Here is a 20,295-nt window from a genome sequence, read left to right as displayed (position 1 = left end):
GCCGTAGGAATTTTCGGACGGGGCGAGTAGATGGGGTTGACTGTGGCGAGGGGATTCAGCGAAACGTCGCACCGCCCCGATGGGGCGTGAAGCGGCCCTGACCAGGGGTGACCGCATTTGAAGAGCTTGGGCCTGCTGCGCAGGCCATCGGGGATAAATCCCCTCGCCACAGATAAATCCCCTCACCACAAAAACCTTTCAGCTCACAGGGCCATATGAATTAAAGAGTGCCGGTTTAGAGCTGTTTAATCATCAATACCCCCCACCCAGGGACATGACGATGCACCAACGCTGTGCAATACTCGCCGGCCTTTTTGGTGGCGACTATTCCTACGTAAAGCAGTTAATGCCTCTCCGTAAACCGGCTTTGCGCCGAGAGTTCCCGCTGAATGTTGTTGCTTATAGAGTGAAAAGCCCTGTCACAAGCTTTTTATACTGCACGCCCCGCTGATCTTGCAGGTCGGGACCTGCGAGACGTGTCTGCCCACGAGGTGGATGCGGTTTCGGGAAGATGAGGCTTATCGGCCGACGCTTCGCCACTCGGTGGTCATATCCAATAACAAGACGAGGTTGTATCCCTATGCCAGTCGGCAATCACCTGCCCCATGGCGAGACCGCTCACGGCGGCCCGCTCAAACGCGAACTCGGTGAACGGCATATCCGCCTGATGGCGCTCGGCGCCTGTATTGGCGTCGGCCTGTTCCTGGGTTCGGCCAAGGCCATTGAAATGGCCGGTCCGGCGATCATGCTTTCCTACATTCTCGGCGGCCTGGCGATCCTGGTGATCATGCGCGCCCTCGGCGAAATGGCCGTGCACAACCCGGTGGCCGGTTCGTTCAGCCGTTACGCCCAGGACTACCTCGGCCCGCTGGCGGGCTTTCTCACTGGCTGGAACTACTGGTTCCTGTGGCTGGTGACCTGCGTCGCGGAAATCACTGCCGTCGCCGTGTACATGGGCATCTGGTTCCCCGATGTACCGCGTTGGATCTGGGCACTCGCGGCGCTGGTCAGCATGGGGTCGATCAACCTGATCGCGGTAAAAGCCTTCGGTGAATTCGAGTTCTGGTTCGCCCTGATCAAGATCGTCACCATCATCGCCATGGTGATTGGCGGCATCGGCGTGATCGCCTTCGGTTTCGGCAACGACGGCGTGGCACTGGGGATCTCCAACCTGTGGGCCCACGGTGGCTTCATGCCCAACGGCGTGACCGGTGTGTTGATGTCCCTGCAAATGGTCATGTTCGCCTACCTCGGTGTCGAGATGATCGGCCTCACGGCCGGTGAAGCGAAGAACCCGCAGAAAACCATTCCCGATGCGATCGGCTCGGTGTTCTGGCGCATTCTGCTGTTCTACGTCGGCGCGCTGTTCGTGATCCTGTCGATCTACCCGTGGAACGAAATCGGCACCCAGGGCAGCCCGTTCGTGATGACCTTCGAACGTCTGGGGATCAAGACCGCCGCCGGCATCATCAACTTCGTGGTGATCACCGCGGCGTTGTCGTCGTGCAACGGCGGCATCTTCAGCACCGGGCGCATGCTTTATAGTCTGGCGCAGAACGGCCAGGCTCCGGCCGGTTTCGCCAAGACCTCCAACGGCGTGCCGCGTCGGGCGCTGCTGCTATCGATTTTCGCCTTGCTGATCGGCGTGCTGCTCAACTATCTGGTGCCGGAGAAAGTCTTCGTCTGGGTGACCTCGATTGCGACCTTCGGCGCGATCTGGACCTGGGTGATGATCCTGCTGGCGCAACTGAAATTCCGCAAAGGCCTGAGCGCCAGCGAACGTGCCGGGCTGAAATACAAGATGTGGTTGTACCCGGTCAGTTCGTACTGCGCGCTGGCGTTCCTGGTGCTGGTGGTCGGCCTGATGGCGTACTTCCCCGACACTCGCGTGGCGCTCTATGTGGGGCCAGCGTTCCTGGTGCTGCTGACGGTGTTGTTCTACGTCTTCAAGTTGCAGCCGACCGGTGAAGCGCAAGGCGCGGTGCGTTCGGCTTCGTAGCTCGAAAGCACGGTCATAAACAAGCCCCGGCCCATTGGTCGGGGCTTTTTCTTGGGCGCCACAGCGGTATTAACCGCCGGTCTGAAAGAGCGATATAAACCCCGCTTACAAGGCTCAAACCTGTATCACTTTGCAATCCCGCGCGGCAGTGAACCGAGGCGCAGACATGAGGGCGAGCGCATTTCTCGAACGAGAGCTCAGTCACCGGCAAGCCCTGCTGTTCTTCCTGCTCGCCACCGCGTTGTACGTCCTGCCACTGATCCTCGCCGACTTCCCCTACATCGACGACAACTGGCGCACGCTGGCCGCCGGCAATGCCTGGGCCGGGCAGGGGCGGTTGTTTGCCGACTGGTTTTATCAGGCGCTGACGTTCACGGGGGCCGCGCCGAACATCTATCCGTTACCTCTGTTGGTCGCCACCCTTGCCATGTCGCTGGCGCTGACCCGCCTGACCTTTCATTCCTTCGCCGAACCGACGCTGGCCTGTTGTCTGGTGCCGTTGCCGCTCTGGTACAACCCGTTCCTGTTGCAGAACCTGTCTTATCAATACGACGGCCCGATCATGGCCCTGAGTATGGTTGCGGTGATCTACGCCATCACGTTCGAAGGTTCATCTCGGGTGCAGCGCTGGCTGGTGCCGGCGGCGTTGCTGGCGCTGGCAATTGGTCTTTATCAGATCAGCTTCAATGTGTTTCTCGGTCTGTGTTGCGTGGAACTGCTCAGGGCCGTCCACCAGCAGAGCCGATGGCCGGACACCTTGCGCATGCTGGGCTGGAAACTCGCACAAGCGGTTTTGGGCATCCTGATCTACAGCGTCACCGCTTACCCGTTCATGGATACATTACGAAAAACGGATCTGCTGAACGGAGACGCCCAGCCGCTGCTGCAGATTGGCGTCAACTTCGCGCGGGTCCTGGAGAAAGTCGCGCTGTTGTTTCACGGCGGCTACCCATGGGTTTTCGCTGCGCTGGTGTTGTGTGCGATCGCCGGCTGCGTGCGGCTGGTTCAGTGTCGCCAGCCTCGTTGGCAAAGCTTGCTGCTGTGCTTGCTGACGCTGCCCGTTCTGGCCTTGCTGGTGCCGGGGATCACCCTGCTGTTCCGGGATTTCAATGAAGGTGCGCGGACCCTGATGGGGTTCGGCGTGTTGCTGTCGGGATTGTTCTATCTGGCGCACGTTGCGCTGGCATCCGGGCACCGTCGCTTGCCGTTGCTGCTGATTATTCCGCTGCTGGCGACACTCTCGCTGTCCTTCGCGTACGGCCGGGTGCTGAGCCTGCAGAAAACCTTCTCCAACAGTGCGCTGTACAGCCTGAGCCACGATATCGCCGAACATCGCGAGCTGCGTGAAGCCAAGCGGATTTATCTGTCGGTGAGCTACTCCGACCGCTGGCTGGCCAGTGCGGCCGGTTCATTCAAACGGCTACCGGTGCTGCCCTATCTGCTCAACGTCGATTACTTCGTGCTTGCGGAAAATCTGCCGGCAGCGGGCATCACCAACGTAGTCGCCGAACGCGAACGGCGCAACGCCACCCGCGTCGGCTACCAGGGTTTTCCAGCGCTGGTGGACAGCCTGTATTACCGGATTTACCTGATCGGTGATTACGGTTTCATCGTCATGAAGGAACCACCCCACGGCAGATTGTTGCAGTGGTGAATGAGCGACCGTTCATCTGATTATGGCCACTACCTGTAATTTCTGACAGTAGAACGTTCAAGCGCCTTGCCCTACCTTCGAAAGTCCCCCGGACGAAGCCATGGCAAGAAACCGTAATGAAAGGATTTCCTGCGCTGACAGTGATTGGAATTGCCGATGCCCTGATCCACTGGCAGATTTTTTTCGTCCTGTGCAGCGCCGCCGGGCTGTCCCAGGCTGCCAGCAACTTCGCTGCGTTCTGCGTGGCGGCGGCGTTCTCGTTTTACGTGAACATGCTCTACACCTTTGACAGTAAAACGCCGGTATTCGGCTATTTGCTGTTTATGGGTCTGATGGGGGGCGCGAGCTTTGGTATCGGCAGGATTGCCGATGCGCGTGACTGGAGTGGTCTGCTGACGGTCACGGTGTTTACCGCGCTGAACCTGATGTTGGGTTACGGCTTTTTCCGGTTTGTGCTGTTTCGTGGACAACGGACATGAAACCCTTGGTGGCCGTCCCTTTTTTCAAAGACGCGAATGTTTCAGTGCGGGCCGATCTGCTGGCTCTGGCGGCAGTTCTGATTATTGCGCTGTGCGTGCGGTTCTACTCCATTACAGTCCCCGCGATCTGGAATGACGAGGCCTACAGTCTGCTGCTGGCTCGAGAAACGCCGGCGCGCATCTGGGCGTTGACCGCTCTGGATGTGCATCCGCCGCTTTATTATGTGCTGCTGCATTATTGGGTGGCAGTGTGGGGAGAGTCTCCTTTGGCGGCTCGTGCATTCAGTGTGTTGGCCGATATCGGCACGTTGCTGCTTTGCATCAAGCTGATGAGCCTGATCTCGACACGCAGGGCTACCTGGATTGCTGCCTTACTGCTGGCGCTACTACCGATATCAGTGCGTTACAGTCAAGAAGTACGGATGTACACATTGCTTGGATTCTGGCTGATGGCCGCAACCGTGGCATTGTTATGTTGGGCAAGACAGCCTGAGCAAAAACGCTTTGCGTTGATCTACGTTTTGCTGATGACTGCCGCGTTTTATACCCACTACTTCGCAGGATTGTGTGTGCTGGTGCATTGGCTGTTCTGGTGGCAGAGCCGGGCCACTCGCGACGGCGCGGCGATTGCAGCGCATTCATGGTTAGTTGCCAATATTGCGATCGTGTTTCTGTATTTGCCCTGGATTCCCCGTTTCATCCAGCAGCTGGGTGGCATCGGCACCTTCGACTGGATAAAACCTGTGACGTTGCAGGGAGCCTTGACGCTTGTCTGGCAGTTCAGCGTTCTCGGGGAGGCTGCTTCAATACCTCTGACGTGGCAACTGTTGCCGTGTGGGCTGATGTTGGTGTTTGCCGGAACAATCATCATCAGCAACCCCGGCAAACGTCACTTCAGTGTTTTGCTGGTCAGTTACTTCTTTGTTCCGCTGCTCGCACTGTATCTGATTGCCCTGGCGCTTCCGTTATTTGTACCCCGATACCTGGTGTTCTGCGCGCCGGCCCTCGCGCTGATTTCTGCGGCGGCGCTGGATATCTGGGGACGGCGTCGAATAATTCTGGCGAGCGCTGCGTTGCTGTTGTTGGTCATTATGCAAGTTCACGGTCTGACGATGGTGTACCGACAAACCGATGGATTAAACGGGACAGACGCACGCAAGGACACAAGCTTCAGCTCATTGGTGACTCAGTTGAATCGGCTGGCGCATCCAGGAGACAAGATCGTGATCGCCAGTGCTTACTGGTATCCGAGCTTCGCTTATTACAACTCCACAGGTATTGATCCAAAGTTCGAGTTCCGCACATCAATTGATGGTTTCTTGCAGCTCACCCATCAAGGTGTGTTTGGCCTGCTCAATGATCCAGTAATGAATGCCTATATCGATGGTGTGACGGTGCTTGACTGTGCAGGCCGAACAATCTGGTGGATTACCGATACGGTTTTGTCGAATTAACCACCGTGCTTTGCAAAAGGGAGGAGACCTTTGCAATCGTTGCAGGAGGGAAACGTTTCGTTGTATTCGTTTGCCTGCGACCGGAGTGCCGACCTCAACTGAAGCCAGCACTCCAGTTGCGCTTATGCAGCCACCACCTCGCTCGGCTCAAAACTGTCCGCCCGCGCCATCTGCCACATCCGCGAATAGAACTCGCCATTCACCTCGCCGGTGAGCAATTCCCCCGGTTTCAGAAACACATGTAACTGCGAGAACAGTTTGATCTCGGTTGCCGACATGCGTCGCACCAGGTGTTTGGCCGACAGTTGCGACGGATGCTCGAGGCCGGCGGCAGCGAGCATTTCTGCCAGCGCCTTGAGCGTGTTGCGGTGGAAGTTGTAGACGCGCTGGGCCTTGTCCGGGACGACGAGGGCGCGTTGGCGAAGAGCGTCCTGGGTGGCGACGCCGGTCGGGCATTTGTTGGTGTGGCAGCTTTGCGACTGGATGCAGCCGATGGCGAACATGAAACCGCGCGCCGAGTTGGCCCAGTCGGCGCCGATGGCCAGGACGCTGGCGATGTCGAAGGCGCTGACGATCTTGCCGCTGGCGCCGAGTTTGATCTTGTCGCGCAGGTTCAGGCCGACCAGGGTGTTGTGCACGAACAGCAGGCCTTCGCGCATCGGCACGCCGATGTGGTCGGTGAATTCGACCGGTGCGGCACCGGTCCCGCCTTCCTTGCCGTCGACCACGATGAAGTCCGGAAGAATGCCGGTTTCCAGCATGGCCTTGGCGATGCCCATGAACTCCCACGGATGCCCGAGACAGAACTTGAAACCCACCGGTTTACCGCCGGACAGTTCACGCAGTTGCTGGATGAAATGCATCATTTCGATTGGCGTGGAAAACGCGCTGTGGCGTGACGGCGAGATGCAGTCTTCGCCCATCTGGATACCACGGGTGTCGGCGATTTCCTGGGTGACCTTGTGTTTGGGCAGAATCCCGCCGTGGCCGGGTTTGGCGCCCTGGCTCATCTTGATTTCGATCATCCGCACCTGCGGATTCTGTGCCTGAGTGGCGAAGCGTTCCGGGTCGAATCGACCGTCGCTGGTGCGGCAGCCGAAGTAGCCGCTGCCCAGTTCCCAAGTCAGGTCGCCGCCGTGTTCGCGGTGATACGGGCTGATGCTGCCTTCGCCGGTGTCGTGGGCGAAGTTGCCGAGTTTGGCGCCCTGGTTCAACGCACGGATCGCGTTGGCGCTGAGCGAGCCGAAGCTCATCGCCGAGATGTTGAACACCGACGCCGAGTAGGGCTGGGTGCACTGCGGGCCGCCGACGGTGACGCGGAAACTGTTGGGGTCGCTCAACGGTGCCGGGCGCATCGAGTGACCGATGAATTCGAAGCCTGATTGATACACATCGATCAGCGTACCGAAGGGTTTGTCGGCGCTTTCATTTTTCGCCCGCGAATACACCAGCGAGCGCTGGGCGCGGGAGAAGGGCAGGGCGTCGCTGTCGGATTCCAGCAGGTACTGACGAATTTCCGGGCGGATGCCTTCGACCAGATAGCGGATATTGCCCAGGATCGGGTAGTTGCGGCGCACCGCGTGCGGGCTCTGCAGCAGGTCGAACACACCGAGCAGGCTCAGCACACCGGTCACGGCAGTGATCGGCCACAGCCAGTCGTGTTCGAGAAAGGGCAGGCTGGCGAGGGTGAAAATCACGCAGACGGCAAAGAAGGCGTAGCGGCTCAGGAGTGACAGGCTCATACGGTTTCCTTGGTTCGGACTCAATGGTTTGCAAACCTGTGGCAGCAGGCGGGCCTGTTGAAGAGATTTATTGTGGTGAGGGGATTTATCCCCGATGGGTGGCGAAGCCGCCCCAAAACCATTCACTGCGGTTTAACTGAAAGACCGCATGCATAGACTTGGGGCTGCTGCGCAGCCCATCGGGGATGAATCCCCTCACCACAGAGAATCTATCGACACAGGAAAGCATTTCCACGCGTTATCAGGCGTTCTGCGCCTGGAGAAAAATCGAAAACAGCTCCGACTGGGATTTGATCCCCAGCTTGCTGTACATGTGTTTCTTATGGACTTTCACGGTTTCTACGGAGATTTCCAGCTTACGGGCGATTTCTTTACTGGAGCAACCGCTGAGCATCAATCGCCCGACATCCAGTTCCCGGGCGGTCAGTTGCGCGCCCTTGAGTTGTTGCACCGATGCTTCCAGTTGCACCCGCCAGTCGACCTGCGCCGGCGCGGCAGCGAGGGCCACGGTTTCATTGATTTCGTACGGCAGGCGCTGGCGCAAAAGGCCCAGTACCCAAGGCTGGATCAAAGACAGCAAAGCAATCTGTTCGCCAGTGAAACGTTTTTCACTGCCCAGCGACAGGCACAGCGTGCGCTCGCCTTCGAGCTGACAATTGAACTGGATTTCGTCGGCGACCACATTCAGACGAAAGTATCGCTGGTAATACTCGGTCAGCTCGAAATGCTCCGGCGCCACCTCCGACAAGCGGTACATGCCAGTGCGCGACTGCTCGCGGCAGGCGATGTAGAACGGGTCGAGCCGGTACAACCCGCGCAGATAGTCCTGAAACAGCGGGTCGGGACTGCCGTCCTCGCCGGGGCATTCGGCGAAGACCTGTGGGTGTTGATCGGCGCTGAACAGCAACACCACCCAGCTATCGAACGCCAGGTACTGGTCGAGCAGACGCACCAGTTGCGCCCAGAAATTAGGCTTGTCCAACGCCTCGATCAGTTGCCCGACGGCGCGGTGCCAGGTGATGTCATCAAGTGAAACAGTCATGGACTACCCCTGTCGGGTTACCCCGGCCGCGTGATTCCCTGGCCGGTTGCTTGCTGCGCATACTGGCCCACAGACAGCCACCGGGCAATCTTTCAGCGCCCGCTGCCCTTCACAAGGAATTCTCATGAAAGTCGAACTCGCCCAACTGGCGGGCCGTGACAAAGACACGGCGTACAACCTTGAACGTGCCCTCGCTGCGATTGCCGCGTGCGCCGCCGACTCGCAATTGATCGTGTTCCCGGAAACCCACCTGATGGGCTTCCCGACGGCCGAAACCGTAGCGCAAATCGCCGAGCCTGTGGACGGCCCGACCGTCAGCGCCGTGCTGGCCGCCGCCCGTGAGCGCAATATCGCCGTGGTGATCGGCCTGGCCGAGAATGACAACGGGCGCTTCTACAACACCACGCTGCTGATCACCCCAGAAGGCATCGCACTGAAATACCGCAAGACCCATTTGTGGGCCTCGGATCGCGGCGTGTTCGAGGCGGGCGACCGCTATTCCACCTGCGAGTGGAACGGCGTGCGCGTCGGACTGCTGATCTGCTACGACATCGAATTCCCCGAATCCGCCCGTGCACTGGCACAGCTGGGCGCCGATTTGCTGATCGTGACCAACGGCAACATGGACCCGTACGCCCCGACCCACCGCACCGCGATCATGGCCCGGGCGCAGGAGAATCAGGCGTTTGCGTTGATGGTCAACCGCGTCGAGGCCGGGGACGACGGCTTGATGTTTGCCGGCGGCAGTGCGCTGGTCGATCCGCTGGGGACGTTGCTGTTCGAAGCAGGGCGTGAGGAGGGGCAGGTCAGCGTCGAGCTGGATTTCGACCGGTTGAAGGTTGCGCGCAAGGATTACCGTTATCTGGATGATCAGCGCTTGAAGCTGCCGGGGGAGGTGGTGGAGCACGCGTGCGGACTGCGTGAGTTGCTGATTCCTGCGCACTGATCGGGATTCTGTGTCGGTCGGGCTGACGCCTTCGCGAGCAAGCCCGCTCCAACAGGGGAACGCGGTCACTGTGGGAGCGGGCTTGCTCGCGAAGAGGCCAGTCCAGACAACACAACTGCTTGATCCAAAAAACAACAACGCCACACCTGAAACATTCGCCGAACTCGGCTCTGCCATAAATCCAATAACATTCGGAGTAAGTCGCCCATGGCTCGTTTGCAACGCACCCTGTCATTAGGCTCGGTGGTGCTGTTCGGCATCGCCTACATGACGCCGATCATTGTCCTCGGCACCTTTGGCATCCTCGCGCAATCCACCGCCGGCATGGTTCCGGCCGCGTACCTGGCGGCACTGGTGGCGATGTTCTTCACCGCCATGAGCTACGGGCGCATGGCCGCTGCGTTCCCGGTCGCAGGTTCCGCCTATAGCTACGTACGCAAGGCGATCAGTCCCCAACTCGGCTTCATCGCCGGTTGGGCGGTATTGCTCGATTACCTGTTTTTGCCGATGGCGATCTGGCTGATCGGCGCGGCGTACCTCGCTTCGGCGTTCCCGTCGATCCCGCAGTGGCTCTGGGTACTGGCGTTCATCGGCGTCACCAGTGCGATCAACATCATCGGTCTGAAACTGGCCAACGGCATCAACGCCTTGCTGATGCTCGTGCAATTTCTGGTGCTGATCGCTTTCGTCGTGCTGTGCGTGCACTACGTTGGCGGCGATGCGCGCACACCGTTGTGGTCGCTCAAACCGTTCTTCAATGGCGACATGCAGATGCCGCTGATCATGAGCGGCGCGGCCATCGCCTGCTACTCGTTCCTTGGCTTCGATGCGGTCAGCACGCTGACCGAAGAAACCCGCGACCCACGCCGCACCATTCCACGGGCGATCATGTTGATCACCCTGATCGGCGGGCTGATCTTCGTCGGGGTGTCGTACTTCGTGCAGATCGCGCATCCGTCATTGCAGTTCGACAGCGTAGACTCGGCGGCCTATGAAATTGCGCGCAACATCGGCGGCGATCTGTTCGTCTCGATCTTTCTCATTGGCTTGATCGTCGGCCAGTTCGCCTCGGGGTTGTCGGCCCAGGCCAGCGGTGCGCGCCTGCTGTTTGCGATGGGCCGCGACGGCGTGTTGCCCAAGTCTTTTTTCGGCACCTTGCATGCGCGCTTCGGCACACCGGTCAACAGCATCCTGCTGTGTGCAGTGGTGGCGTTGCTGGCGCTGAAACTCGACGTGACCACGTCCACTTCGTTCATCAACTTCGGCGCGTTCCTGGCGTTCAGTCTGGTCAACCTGTCGGTGATCTTTCATTACTGGATCGGCGGCGCGAAAAAAGGCCCGCGTGAGCTGGTGCTGTTTCTGATCTTTCCGTTCATCGGGCTGGTCGCGGACTTGTGGCTGATGGTCAGCCTGGATCACCTGGCGGTGTATCTGGGCCTGAGCTGGCTGGCGATTGGCGTGGTGTATCTGGCGGTGCTCACCGGCGGTTTTCGGCGTCAGCCGCCGGAGATGGATTTTCAGGAAGCCACGTAAGATCTTCAGCAGCGGCTTTGCTGCGCAACGGCAAGCATGTGATGCTTGCCGTTTTTGCGCCAAAGGCTTTGTCTGACATGTCGACTTTTTCCGCTCCACCTTCCGGCCTCATTCGTATTGCCGCCGCGCTGTTGCTCAACGCCGAAGGCCAGACCCTGCTGGTGCGCAAACGCGGCACCACGGCGTTCATGCAGCCGGGCGGCAAGATCGAAACGCATGAATTGCCGGTGCACGCGCTGGCCCGCGAGCTGGAGGAAGAGCTGGGCCTGCAAATCGACCCGGCGCAGGCCTGCTTCCTTGGCCAGTTCTCGGCGCCGGCGGCCAACGAGCCGGGATTCGTCGTGCAAGCGGAGATTTTTCAGCTGACCATCGACGCCGATGTGACGCCCGCCGCCGAAATCGAGGAAGTGATCTGGATCGATCCGGCGACTGATACGGGTCTGGTTCTGGCGCCATTGACACGTGACCTGATCCTGCCGTTTTATCGCCATTCGCTGACCGCGATCGCCTGATCATTCACGCACAGGACGCCCACCATGATCCCGCTTCCAGACCTGCTGATCTTCGCTGCCGCCGCGCTGTTGATGGTACTGACGCCGGGGCCGAACATGATTTACCTGATCTCCCGTTCGATCTGTCAGGGGCGCAAGGCCGGGGTCACTTCGTTGCTTGGCGTGGTGGCGGGGTTTTTCGCGCATCTGTTCGCGGCTGCCGCCGGTTTGACGGCGGTGTTTCTCGCGGTGCCGATGGCTTATGAAGTGCTGAAATGGGCCGGCGCGTTGTACCTGCTGTGGCTGGCTTGGCAAGCGGTCAAGCCCGGTGCGCGCTCGCCGTTCGAAGCGCAGCAATTGCCCCCGGACTCCTCGCGCAAACTGATCACCATGGGCTTTCTTACCAGCGCCCTGAACCCGAAAATTGCGGTGTTCTACCTCTCGGTGTTTCCGCAATTCATCACCCCCGAACACGGTTCGGTGTTCACCCAGAGCATCATGCTTGGCCTGACCCAGATCAGCGTCAGTTTCAGCGTCAATCTGCTGATCGCGCTGTTCGCGGCGGGCATCGCGTCGTGGTTCGTGCGCAATCCGACATGGCTGGCGCTGCAGCGTTATTTCATGGGTTTTGTACTCGCCGGTCTGGCGGTGCGCCTGATGCTTGAACAACGCAGGACGGCCTGAGCATGTGGATCGAACGCCTCGACGCCAGCCATGCGCTGGCTTACCGCGAGCTGATGCTCGAAGCCTACGACCGCCACCCGCAGGCGTTCACCTCCAGCGTGCGCGAGCGTGCGGTGATGCCGTTGAGCTGGTGGGAAGCGCGGCTGACCAGCAAGCTCGACGTGGTGCTCGGTGCGTTCGAAGCGGGCACATTGGCCGGCATCGTCGGCCTGGCTTTCGAGCCCAGGGAAAAGGCCAGGCACAAATCCACCTTGTTCGGCATGTACGTGTCAGCTGACTTTCGCCAGCACGGTCTGGGGCAAAAACTGGTCGAGGCCGCCATCGCCGAAGCACACACTCATCCGGCACTGAAACTGATCCAGCTGACCGTCACCGCCGGCAACGATGCGGCGTTCAACCTGTACCAGCGCTGCGGCTTTCATCCAGTTCGGACTGGAGCCGCTGGCGGTACGGGTGGGTGAAGACTACTTCGACAAGATCCACATGTGGCGCCAGCTCTGACACCACACTGTCCCCCTGTGGGAGCGGGCTTGCTCGCGAAGGCGGTGGGGCAGTGCAGAACCCGTCAACTGACAGATTGCTTTCGCGAGCAAGCCCGCTCCCACAAGGGGATGTGTGTCAGCGCACCGCGCTGACGCCATCCAGTGTCGAGAACGAAGTGTCCTTGGCGGTCAGCAGGAAATCGCGCATGTACGGCGCATCGAGCATGTCGGCACGAATCGCCGCATACAGCGTGGCGAACAGGCCTTTCTCGCCCAGGCGCTTGGCCTTCACGTAACCGCGCGAGCTGTATTCGTGCAGTGCCCAGTGCGGCATGCCGCAGACGCCACGGCCGCTGGCGACCAGTTGCATCATCATTACCGACAGCTCCGAGGTGCGCACCTGCGCCGGTTCGATGTCGGCCGGTTCGAGGAAGCGGGTGAAGATGTCCAGCCGATCGCGCTCCACCGGGTAGGTGATCAGCGTTTCAGTCAGCAGGTCTTCGGGAACGATGTACGGTTTGCTCGCCAGCGGGTGCTGGTTGGCCACCGCGAGCATCGCTTCGTAAGTGAACAGCGGCACGTAAGTGATGCCAGCGATATCCAGCGGATCGGAGGTCACCACCAGGTCCAGATCGCCGCGGGCCAGCGCCGGCAGCGGGGCGAAGGCGAAGCCCGAGGCGAGGTCGAGTTCGACTTCCGGCCAGGCGTCGCGGAACTGGTCGATGGTCGGCATCAGCCACTGGAAACAGCTGTGGCATTCGATCGCCATGTGCAGGCGCCCGGCGGTGCCACCGGCCAGACGACTGATGTCGCGTTCGGCGGCACGCAGCAGCGGCAGGGTCGCGTCAGCCAGTTGCAGCAGACGCAGGCCGGCGCTGGTGAAGCGCACCGGTTTGGTCTTGCGTACGAACAGCGGCATGCCCATGCGCTCCTCCAGCTCCTTGAACTGGTGCGACAAAGCCGATTGGGTCAGGTGCAGACGGTCGGCGGCATCCACCAGGCTGTCGGCCTCGCGCAGGGCATGCAGGGTTTTCAGATGACGGATTTCAAGCACTGCTGGCCCCATGAGGAAAATTTGTGATCAGGACGAAAGCAGTGAGTTTGTCTCATGTTGACGGCGCTGTCGACCGCTCAAGCAGCCGCGAGGCACAGCCAGTGCCCCGCTGCCTTTTGCTTAGAGATCTGCGAAATGCCGAATGCCCAGCGGTTTGCCGATATCGCCACGCCAGATCGCTTCGACCTGCGCACCGCCGGCGGCCTGGGCCTGCTGCCATTGCAGGCCGAGATTGCGTTGCTCCGGCAATTTCAGATGGGCTTTGACGAAGTCGGCGAACGGCACCTTGTCCGAGGTGTAGTGAAAGTGCGCATACCACAACGCGCGCGGCGGCGTGGTCGTGAGGTCGCGCACCTGGTATTCCTGAAGGAAATCCTTGCGCCCGTCAGCGCGTTTGCCCAGCGCCCGCAGCGATCCTTCCTTGCGAATATCTACCACCTGCTGTTGCAGCAAATAATCCAGATAGCCTTCGGTAGGCGTCTTGCTGCGCAGTGACTGATCGATGCGCAGCGTGCGGCCGGTACGCTGCAGTTCAGCGGCCGTGTCGTGCAGTTGTCGCACCATAGGTTCAGTCGGTGACAATCGCTCGATAGTCTGCGCGCGGGTGCTCAGCTCCGTTGCTTCGCTGACGAGCATATGTTCCAGATCCACCGGCAGCATGTCCTGGGGAGCGTAGGCCTGAACCCGGTTGCTGTAGGCTGGAACCGCCGCGAGACGTTTTCGCGCCTCGGCCAGCAACGGCTGAACATCGGTCGGCAGTGGTGCAGCGGCTGGCGCGGGTTGGGCTTGCAGGTGGTACTTGCCAGAGGAGCGCGGCAGCCAGGTTTCGCGGAAGCCGTCGATGCCTTCGACAGTGAAGCGTTTTTCCCGGGTGCCGGCGTCGATGCTTTCCCTGCCGATCAACAACTGGTTGTCCTCGGTTTCGAACAGTTGCCTGCCGCCGGGCTCCTTCGGCTTGATTGGCGGACGCTGTTTGATCGCATGCCGCGCGTGTTCTTCAACCTTGCTCAGACCGTCGAGAAACGGCCCGACCTGTTCCAGATCCAGATGCTGCGCATAACCCAGCGCCCAGGCGTTGAGCTGACGGCGGAAACCGGCATAAATCTGCAGACAGTCCTCGATCACCCGATTGCGCTGGGCGAGGCTGGCGCTGACCTCTGGCAGGTGATGCTGGGTCAGCAACGCGCGCCCGACCTTGACCCGGGCGTCTTTGAGTTGGGTATGAAAATACACCCAGGACAGGTCGGTGACAGCATCGTAGCGAGTAATGATTTCCAGCAGATGTGCAGTTCTGAGGTAGTGGTGCGTGTTGTCGCCAAGGTTGCGGTTGAGATTGCTCATGTCTGTCGCCATCCGGGCTTTCTGCGCGCGATTGCTGATGCGGTTGTTCCACAGGTTGGCCTGCTCGGTGATTGCGTGCAGTTGATCGAACTCCTTGAGGAAATCCTTGCGTACCCGCTTGCGCCGGGCCATGAGTTGTATATGGACGGCGGTGTTGTCGAAAGGGGTGGCATCGGACTCGGCGACCAGTGCGTCGATCCGGTTCAGGTGTTCCAGCAAGCGATCGCGGGCGACGGTGACGCGCTGTACGGCGCGGTCGACCACGATCCAGGCACAGCGGCTCTGGATGTCTTCGATTTGCAGACGCTTGCGGCCGTGGCTCAGAGGCAGCAGTTCGGCAAGGTTGTGGTATTGGGCGATCGCGATGTCGATGTCGTTGAGGCACGCTGTGTCGACCGCTGCCTGTAGTGGTTTACGCTGGACAACGTCGAGTTTCTGGTAGTTCTCCAGCAACTGGTTGGACGCGCGTGTCTGGGTGTCGAGACGCCGGGTGTAGGCGTCGGCGGTATTGGTCAGGGTCAATTGCCTGCGCAGTTGCCGATCGGTCCACCAGCGCGGCAACCACTGGCGGATCGGCGCGGGCCAGAGTGGGTCCATGCCGTCGGCCAGATGTCCGAGCACGGCGCCGCCGCCAGCACCGCCGCCGTCCATCAGCGTGCCGTGCACCGCATGGTGGGTGTTCCACTGGCCATTTTCGTCGAGGGCGATCGGTTGTTTGTAGCTGCGCATCCGTGAGCCATAAAGCCTCCAGCCACGCGGCGCATCGCTGAGCTGAACCTGATAGATGCGACCCTGACGAACAATGAAGTCGCCATCGGCGTGGCGGTAGACGTTGCGATAGACACCGTGGGTGGCCGGTTGCAGGCCGGCGAGAGAGATTTCGAATTCGTACTCGTAACCCTTGAAGCGCTCGAGCGACTGCCGTGCCCATTGCCAGGAGGTCGACATCGCGGCGGATCTGCCCAGTGCCGCGCGTTGCCGCTGACGGGTGGCCAAACGCGCGGCTGCGGGGGCCGAGACCGTTCCGGGCAGCACATCCATTGCTGCGTCGATCAGCGACAGCAGCACCGCCTCCACCTGCGCCAGCCCATGCCCGAGCTCGCCGCGCAAGAATGCCGCGACGGCCAGATTGGCGCTGCTCCAGGCGTCATACAGGGCCACCGCCGCGCCCACGAACGGCAACATGCCGATGGCCATTTTCAGATAGTTGAACAACGCTCCGGACTTCAGTGCACAGCGCTCCAGATACAACGCATCGTTGGACCGCGAACTGCTGCGATGGGCCTCCAGCAACCGGCCCATGTGCACGTTCAATAGATGAAAGGCCAGCGAGGTGGTCGCCGGCCAGGCCATCCCGATGCCGATCAACGCATCGAAATTGCGCAGTTGTGCCTGGTTGATCCGGCTGACATGGCTGGCAAAGTTGCCACTCACGGCGCGTCCGGCCAGGTAGCTGACGACTTTGCTGTCCACACAACGTCTGAACAGATCCACCCGCGCCTGTTCCAGCGTTGCGTATTGACGCAGGAAGATCGCGTCGGTGCTGTCGGGCAAGTACAGCAGGGTCAGGCCACTGGTTTGCTCGACAATGAACGTGACACCCGCGAGCGTGCTCGGTCCCTGATGCGCGGTGTCCTCTCCACCGACCGTCAGGTGCACCGGCAGCAGCGCGATACGTTGTCCATTAACGGCATACGCCTGAGGTGTAGTCGCCTCAATGGCGACCTTCAGCACGGCATGGCCGGCACTGTCGATGTGCCGTTGCAGCAGGGCGAATTCACCTTGCAACCGGAGCATCAGCCGCCACGGCTCGCTCAGGCATTCGCGGCGCCAGGCCTGCTGAAACGCAGGTTCTGCCGGTGCGCCGAGAAATGCCTGGCGAATCAGTTCTTCGTAACGTCCGGGCAGATCCAGTTCTGTCACCAGGTTGCGCAAATAGGCCGGGGTGATCCCGGCTTCGAGGCGCTGTCGATCAGCGGGGTTCTCGGCGCTGATTCCGGCGCGCATGAACGAGAGGCGCAGCCACATGTCCTGATCGATGTTTTCCTGTGCCAGTTGTTCAAGGCTGAGGTCGCCGCGCTTGTCGCTCGCGGTCAGCACATTGCTTTGCGGTGTGCCAGGCGCGGCGCCCTCCATCACGGTTTTTTGCCAGAAAGTCGAATCGGGCAGGTCGAGGCTCACGCTAGCGCTTTGTTTGAGCGCAAAGTTTGCGCGCAAGCGGGCGTCGATGCGCTGTCTGGCGAAGGTCTGTCGCGACGGCAGCTCTCGTTCGAGCAACGCATGGGCGCGTTGCATGGCGCCGAGATACTGGCTGATCAGCGTTTTGATCCGTGCACGTGGCGCGTCGTCCAGCTTTTCAAACCATGCAGGCAGGCTGCCGGCCAGCGCCGCGCTATGGTCTTGCGCCTGACGTTCGGCAAAGGCCCGGTCGCGGGCCTGCGCGACCGCTACGGTCAGGCGTGGCAGGTGTTGTTCGCGCAGCATTTCCATCTCGGCCCGACGTTCGTCGACACGGTCGGGCAGCGGGTTGTCGCGCAGGATCTGCGCGGCCTGCTGTTCGCATTGATAAAGCTGTTGATCGAGGGACCAGGCGAGCGGGTCATTAGTGAGAGGTGTGAGATACAGGGTCAGCCCGCCGTCATTGGGCGAGCGTTTGAACAGATTCTGCTCCAGCGCCGCGCGCGAGGTAAAACGCTGCAGGCCGCCGAACTGGCCGGGCCAGTAAAGCAGCAGGCTGTCGCTTGAGTCGGACGCCAGCGCCGCAGTCGTCGCGATGATCAGTACGCCTCGAAGATCCTCGACGGCAGTAATGCCCTGATCTGCCGCCGCCAACGATACGCGGGCGATAACCCCGTCCGCTGTCGGCAGATTGTGCCCCGGCGCGTCGAGCAATGCGATGACGCGTTGATGCTCTTCGACGGTCAGCTGATTCAGCGCCCGTTGCAGTTCGACCTCGGCGCGCAGCCCTGCGATACGCGCCTGCAGCAGGGCATGGTAGTGCACGTTGCTGGCTTGGCGCAGTTCGAGCATCGTCAGTGGATGCTGGCTGTCGAGCAGGGCGGATGCCGCGTCATGACTGGCTTGCTGCGCGTCGCTCAAAGCGTCGAATCGTTGCGCCAGTTGTTGACGTTGCGGACTGTCCGGATCAGCGTCGCCAAACAAGCGGTCGAGCGCACGCTGTTCAAGCGCCAGCGCCTGCTGGCGCAGATCCAGGGGAATGTCGGCAACCAGCAAGCCGAAGGGTGCAACCTCATCGACGGTTTGCCCGGCACTCTCCGGCAGGGCGGGCGCGACCGGGAAGAATGTGTCGAGCGTGGCCCAACTGGCACCGGCGCTTGCCGATGTGGACAGCAGTGGTTCGATTCCGCGTGTGAGTGGATCGCTACCAAACTCGATGAAGTCCAGCGAGATGATGCGTAACGGATCCGGCTGCTGATCAATCAGCCAGCGTTCAAGCGTGGTCTGCTGTTCGAAACAGATCAACGGTTGCCGGTGCGCGGGCAGATAAAGCAGCAACGTTTCCTCCAGCTGGATCAGCAACGTGCCGCATACGCGCAGACGGCTGTTATCGACGCGGTTGAGTACCGGTTGCGCGACCCGCAGGTCCGCCGCGACCTTGTTCGAAGGGGTGAGGAGCTGCGCCAGCCTCTGTCGTTGTGCGGCGTCGAGCTTGCCTTCGGCCCCCGCCCATTGAAGCGCGGCCTCGAAATGCCGGTGATAGAGGCTCAGGGCATGCTCGCGCCGCGACAGCGCCGTGCCGGGCGCGCGGGCACCCCACCAGGCGCTTTCGGGCTGTTGGGGATGTTGGGCCATGAGATCCAGCCATTGCTGGCGACAGTCGTTCAAACGAGCCGTCGCCAACAGGTAAAGCGTTTGATCGACGTATGGCTGTAGCCGTTGATCAAGGCCGAAGTCGGCCGTTGCAGGGGGCAGTGCGTGGGACATGCGACGAGGCTCCAGAGGGCATGCAAACCGGGAAATTCCGGTTTTCATGCCCATTAGAGGCGCGCTGTCACAAGCCCATGCGGTACATGGTTATCGCTGGGTAGTGGCTTTGTTTCAGAGGATGTACAGACCGGCCCGGCCTGATTCGTTGCCGTCATTGGGTTGGCGTAGAAGATCGTGTCGGACGGCAGGGCGCTGCGCAGAGTGACCACTCGGCAAACTTCATCAAACTGTCATGCAACTGTGGCAGCGCGCTTGAACAAACTTCATCAGACTCGCGCTCTACTGGGGTTCTGCGTTTCGGTGTTTCTTCATGCGTTTATTTCTTTTGTTGGCCGCGCTGTTGTTCGGCCTGCCGTCGATGGCGGCTTCGCGTTGCGACGTCAATGTACCGACCGAACGGGTCGATCTGGCACAGGTGAGCCTGGCGTACCAGAGCATCGGCCGTGCCTCGGATCCGGCGCTGTTGCTGGTCATGGGCCTGGGTGGTCAGTTGATCCACTGGCCCGACGAAGTGGTGGTTGCGCTGTGTCAGCAGGGCTTTCGGGTGATCCGCTATGACAATCGCGATGTCGGTCTGTCGACCTGGCGTCAAGCGCCCGCCGAGGCCAACCTGACCTTTGAAGTGCTGCGCTACAAGCTCGGCTTGCCGGTGTCGGCGCCTTACTCGCTGACCGACATGGCCGACGATGCGCTGGGCTTGATGGACGCGCTGCACGTCGACCAGTTTCACGTACTGGGCGCGAGCATGGGCGGGATGATCGCCCAGCACCTGGCGGCGATGGCGCCGCAGCGGGTGGAGAGTCTGACGCTGATCATGACCAGTTCCGGCGCCGAAGGATTGCCGGCGCCGAGTGCGGCGCTGGTGCAACTGCTGGCGCGGCGCGGCGCGCCGAATCGCGAGGTGGCACTGGAGCAGCAGGCCGATCTGCTGGCGGCGCTCGGCAGCCCGTCAGTCACTGATGATCGGCAGGCGTTGCTGCATCAGGCTGCAGTGGCCTACGACCGGGCGTTCAACCCTGAAGGGGTGAAGCGGCAGATCATGGCGATCCTTGCCGAGCCGAGCCGTGTCACCTTGCTCAATCAACTGCGGGTGCCGACCCTGGTGGTACACGGCACGGCCGATCCGTTGTTGCCGGTGATGCACGGCGTACATCTGGCGGCGCATATCCGTGGCAGTCAGCTTAAGCTGATTCCGGGGCTGGCCCATCGTTTTCAAGAGGCGTTCAAGGCGCCGTTGCTGGCGGCGGTGTTGCCGTATTTGCAACAGCACCGTGAGGACACGTCGCACTGGGCGCAGATCGAGCCGGTGGCAAGCGGCAACCTGCTGTAGGCGAGGTTTTGGCGGTGTTGATTCGGGCCTCTTCGCGAGCAAGCCCGCTCCCACAAGGGCAACCGTATTCCGAATGTGGGAGCGGGCTTGCTCGCGAAGGGGCCATCACTGTCATC

The 20,295-nt window shown here is 60.8% G+C and carries 13 protein-coding genes and 1 pseudogene; 10 read left to right on the top strand and 4 right to left on the bottom strand.

Annotation, left to right across the window (positions count from 1 at the left end; all coding sequences use genetic code 11):
• Positions 1–580 precede the first annotated feature (580 nt).
• From V9L13_RS14925 to V9L13_RS14910, 4 genes are all read left to right on the top strand, one after another.
• Positions 581–1,999, top strand: a complete 1,419-nt coding sequence (locus V9L13_RS14925; protein ID WP_338799915.1) for an amino acid permease — start codon at positions 581–583, stop codon at positions 1,997–1,999.
• Positions 2,000–2,165: 166 nt separating this feature from the next.
• Positions 2,166–3,653, top strand: coding sequence for a glucosyltransferase domain-containing protein (locus V9L13_RS14920; protein ID WP_338799914.1), 1,488 nt, complete (start codon positions 2,166–2,168; stop codon positions 3,651–3,653).
• A gap of 116 nt (positions 3,654–3,769) precedes the next feature.
• A complete protein-coding gene (locus V9L13_RS14915; protein ID WP_338799913.1) occupies positions 3,770–4,132 on the top strand; it encodes a GtrA family protein in 363 nt (120 codons plus the stop codon).
• The gene (locus V9L13_RS14910; RefSeq protein ID WP_338799912.1) at positions 4,129–5,586 is read left to right on the top strand and encodes a glycosyltransferase family 39 protein; all 1,458 of its coding nucleotides are present in this window, start codon (positions 4,129–4,131) and stop codon (positions 5,584–5,586) included. The genes V9L13_RS14915 and V9L13_RS14910 overlap by 4 nt, the downstream gene beginning before the upstream one ends.
• Positions 5,587–5,708: 122 nt before the next feature.
• Here the strand turns inward: V9L13_RS14910 and V9L13_RS14905 are convergent, their stop codons facing one another.
• Both V9L13_RS14905 and V9L13_RS14900 read right to left on the bottom strand, forming a co-directional pair.
• On the bottom strand, positions 5,709–7,328 hold the full coding sequence (locus V9L13_RS14905; protein WP_103484894.1) for an FMN-binding glutamate synthase family protein: 1,620 nt from the start codon (positions 7,326–7,328) through the stop codon (positions 5,709–5,711).
• A gap of 241 nt (positions 7,329–7,569) precedes the next feature.
• Positions 7,570–8,370, bottom strand: a complete 801-nt coding sequence (locus tag V9L13_RS14900) for a LuxR C-terminal-related transcriptional regulator (protein WP_338799911.1) — start codon at positions 8,368–8,370, stop codon at positions 7,570–7,572.
• Between the two features lie 124 nt (positions 8,371–8,494).
• On the opposite strand from V9L13_RS14900, the gene V9L13_RS14895 reads away from it, so the two are divergent.
• From V9L13_RS14895 to V9L13_RS14875, 5 genes and pseudogenes are all read left to right on the top strand, one after another.
• Positions 8,495–9,316 carry a carbon-nitrogen hydrolase family protein gene (locus tag V9L13_RS14895; RefSeq protein ID WP_338799910.1) on the top strand — a complete coding sequence of 274 codons (822 nt, stop codon included), beginning with the start codon at positions 8,495–8,497 and terminating at the stop codon, positions 9,314–9,316.
• 207 nt (positions 9,317–9,523) lie between these two features.
• Positions 9,524–10,849, top strand: coding sequence for an APC family permease (locus V9L13_RS14890; RefSeq protein ID WP_338799909.1), 1,326 nt, complete (start codon positions 9,524–9,526; stop codon positions 10,847–10,849).
• A 77-nt stretch (positions 10,850–10,926) separates the two neighbouring features.
• A complete protein-coding gene (locus tag V9L13_RS14885) occupies positions 10,927–11,361 on the top strand; it encodes an NUDIX domain-containing protein (protein ID WP_338799908.1) in 435 nt (144 codons plus the stop codon).
• Positions 11,362–11,385: 24 nt separating this feature from the next.
• The gene (locus V9L13_RS14880) at positions 11,386–12,024 is read left to right on the top strand and encodes a LysE family translocator (protein ID WP_338799907.1); all 639 of its coding nucleotides are present in this window, start codon (positions 11,386–11,388) and stop codon (positions 12,022–12,024) included.
• A gap of 2 nt (positions 12,025–12,026) precedes the next feature.
• A pseudogene (locus tag V9L13_RS14875) lies at positions 12,027–12,525 on the top strand (GNAT family N-acetyltransferase).
• Positions 12,526–12,642: 117 nt separating this feature from the next.
• On the opposite strand, the gene metR reads toward V9L13_RS14875, so the two are convergent.
• The gene (gene metR, locus V9L13_RS14870; RefSeq protein WP_047296309.1) at positions 12,643–13,560 is read right to left on the bottom strand and encodes a transcriptional regulator MetR; all 918 of its coding nucleotides are present in this window, start codon (positions 13,558–13,560) and stop codon (positions 12,643–12,645) included.
• A gap of 120 nt (positions 13,561–13,680) precedes the next feature.
• A complete protein-coding gene (locus tag V9L13_RS14865) occupies positions 13,681–18,846 on the bottom strand; it encodes a DUF6543 domain-containing protein (protein WP_338799906.1) in 5,166 nt (1,721 codons plus the stop codon).
• A gap of 313 nt (positions 18,847–19,159) precedes the next feature.
• Here V9L13_RS14865 and V9L13_RS14860 point away from each other — a divergent pair, with 313 nt between their 5' ends.
• Positions 19,160–20,179, top strand: coding sequence for an alpha/beta hydrolase (locus V9L13_RS14860; protein ID WP_338799905.1), 1,020 nt, complete (start codon positions 19,160–19,162; stop codon positions 20,177–20,179).
• Positions 20,180–20,295: the final 116 nt, after the last annotated feature.

This window comes from Pseudomonas sp. RSB 5.4 (assembly GCF_037126175.1).
In the GTDB taxonomy this organism is placed as follows: Bacteria; Pseudomonadota; Gammaproteobacteria; order Pseudomonadales; family Pseudomonadaceae; genus Aquipseudomonas; species Aquipseudomonas fluorescens_H.
Note: the sequence above shows the minus strand (reverse complement) of the source record. Positions and strands in the feature narration are given on the sequence as shown.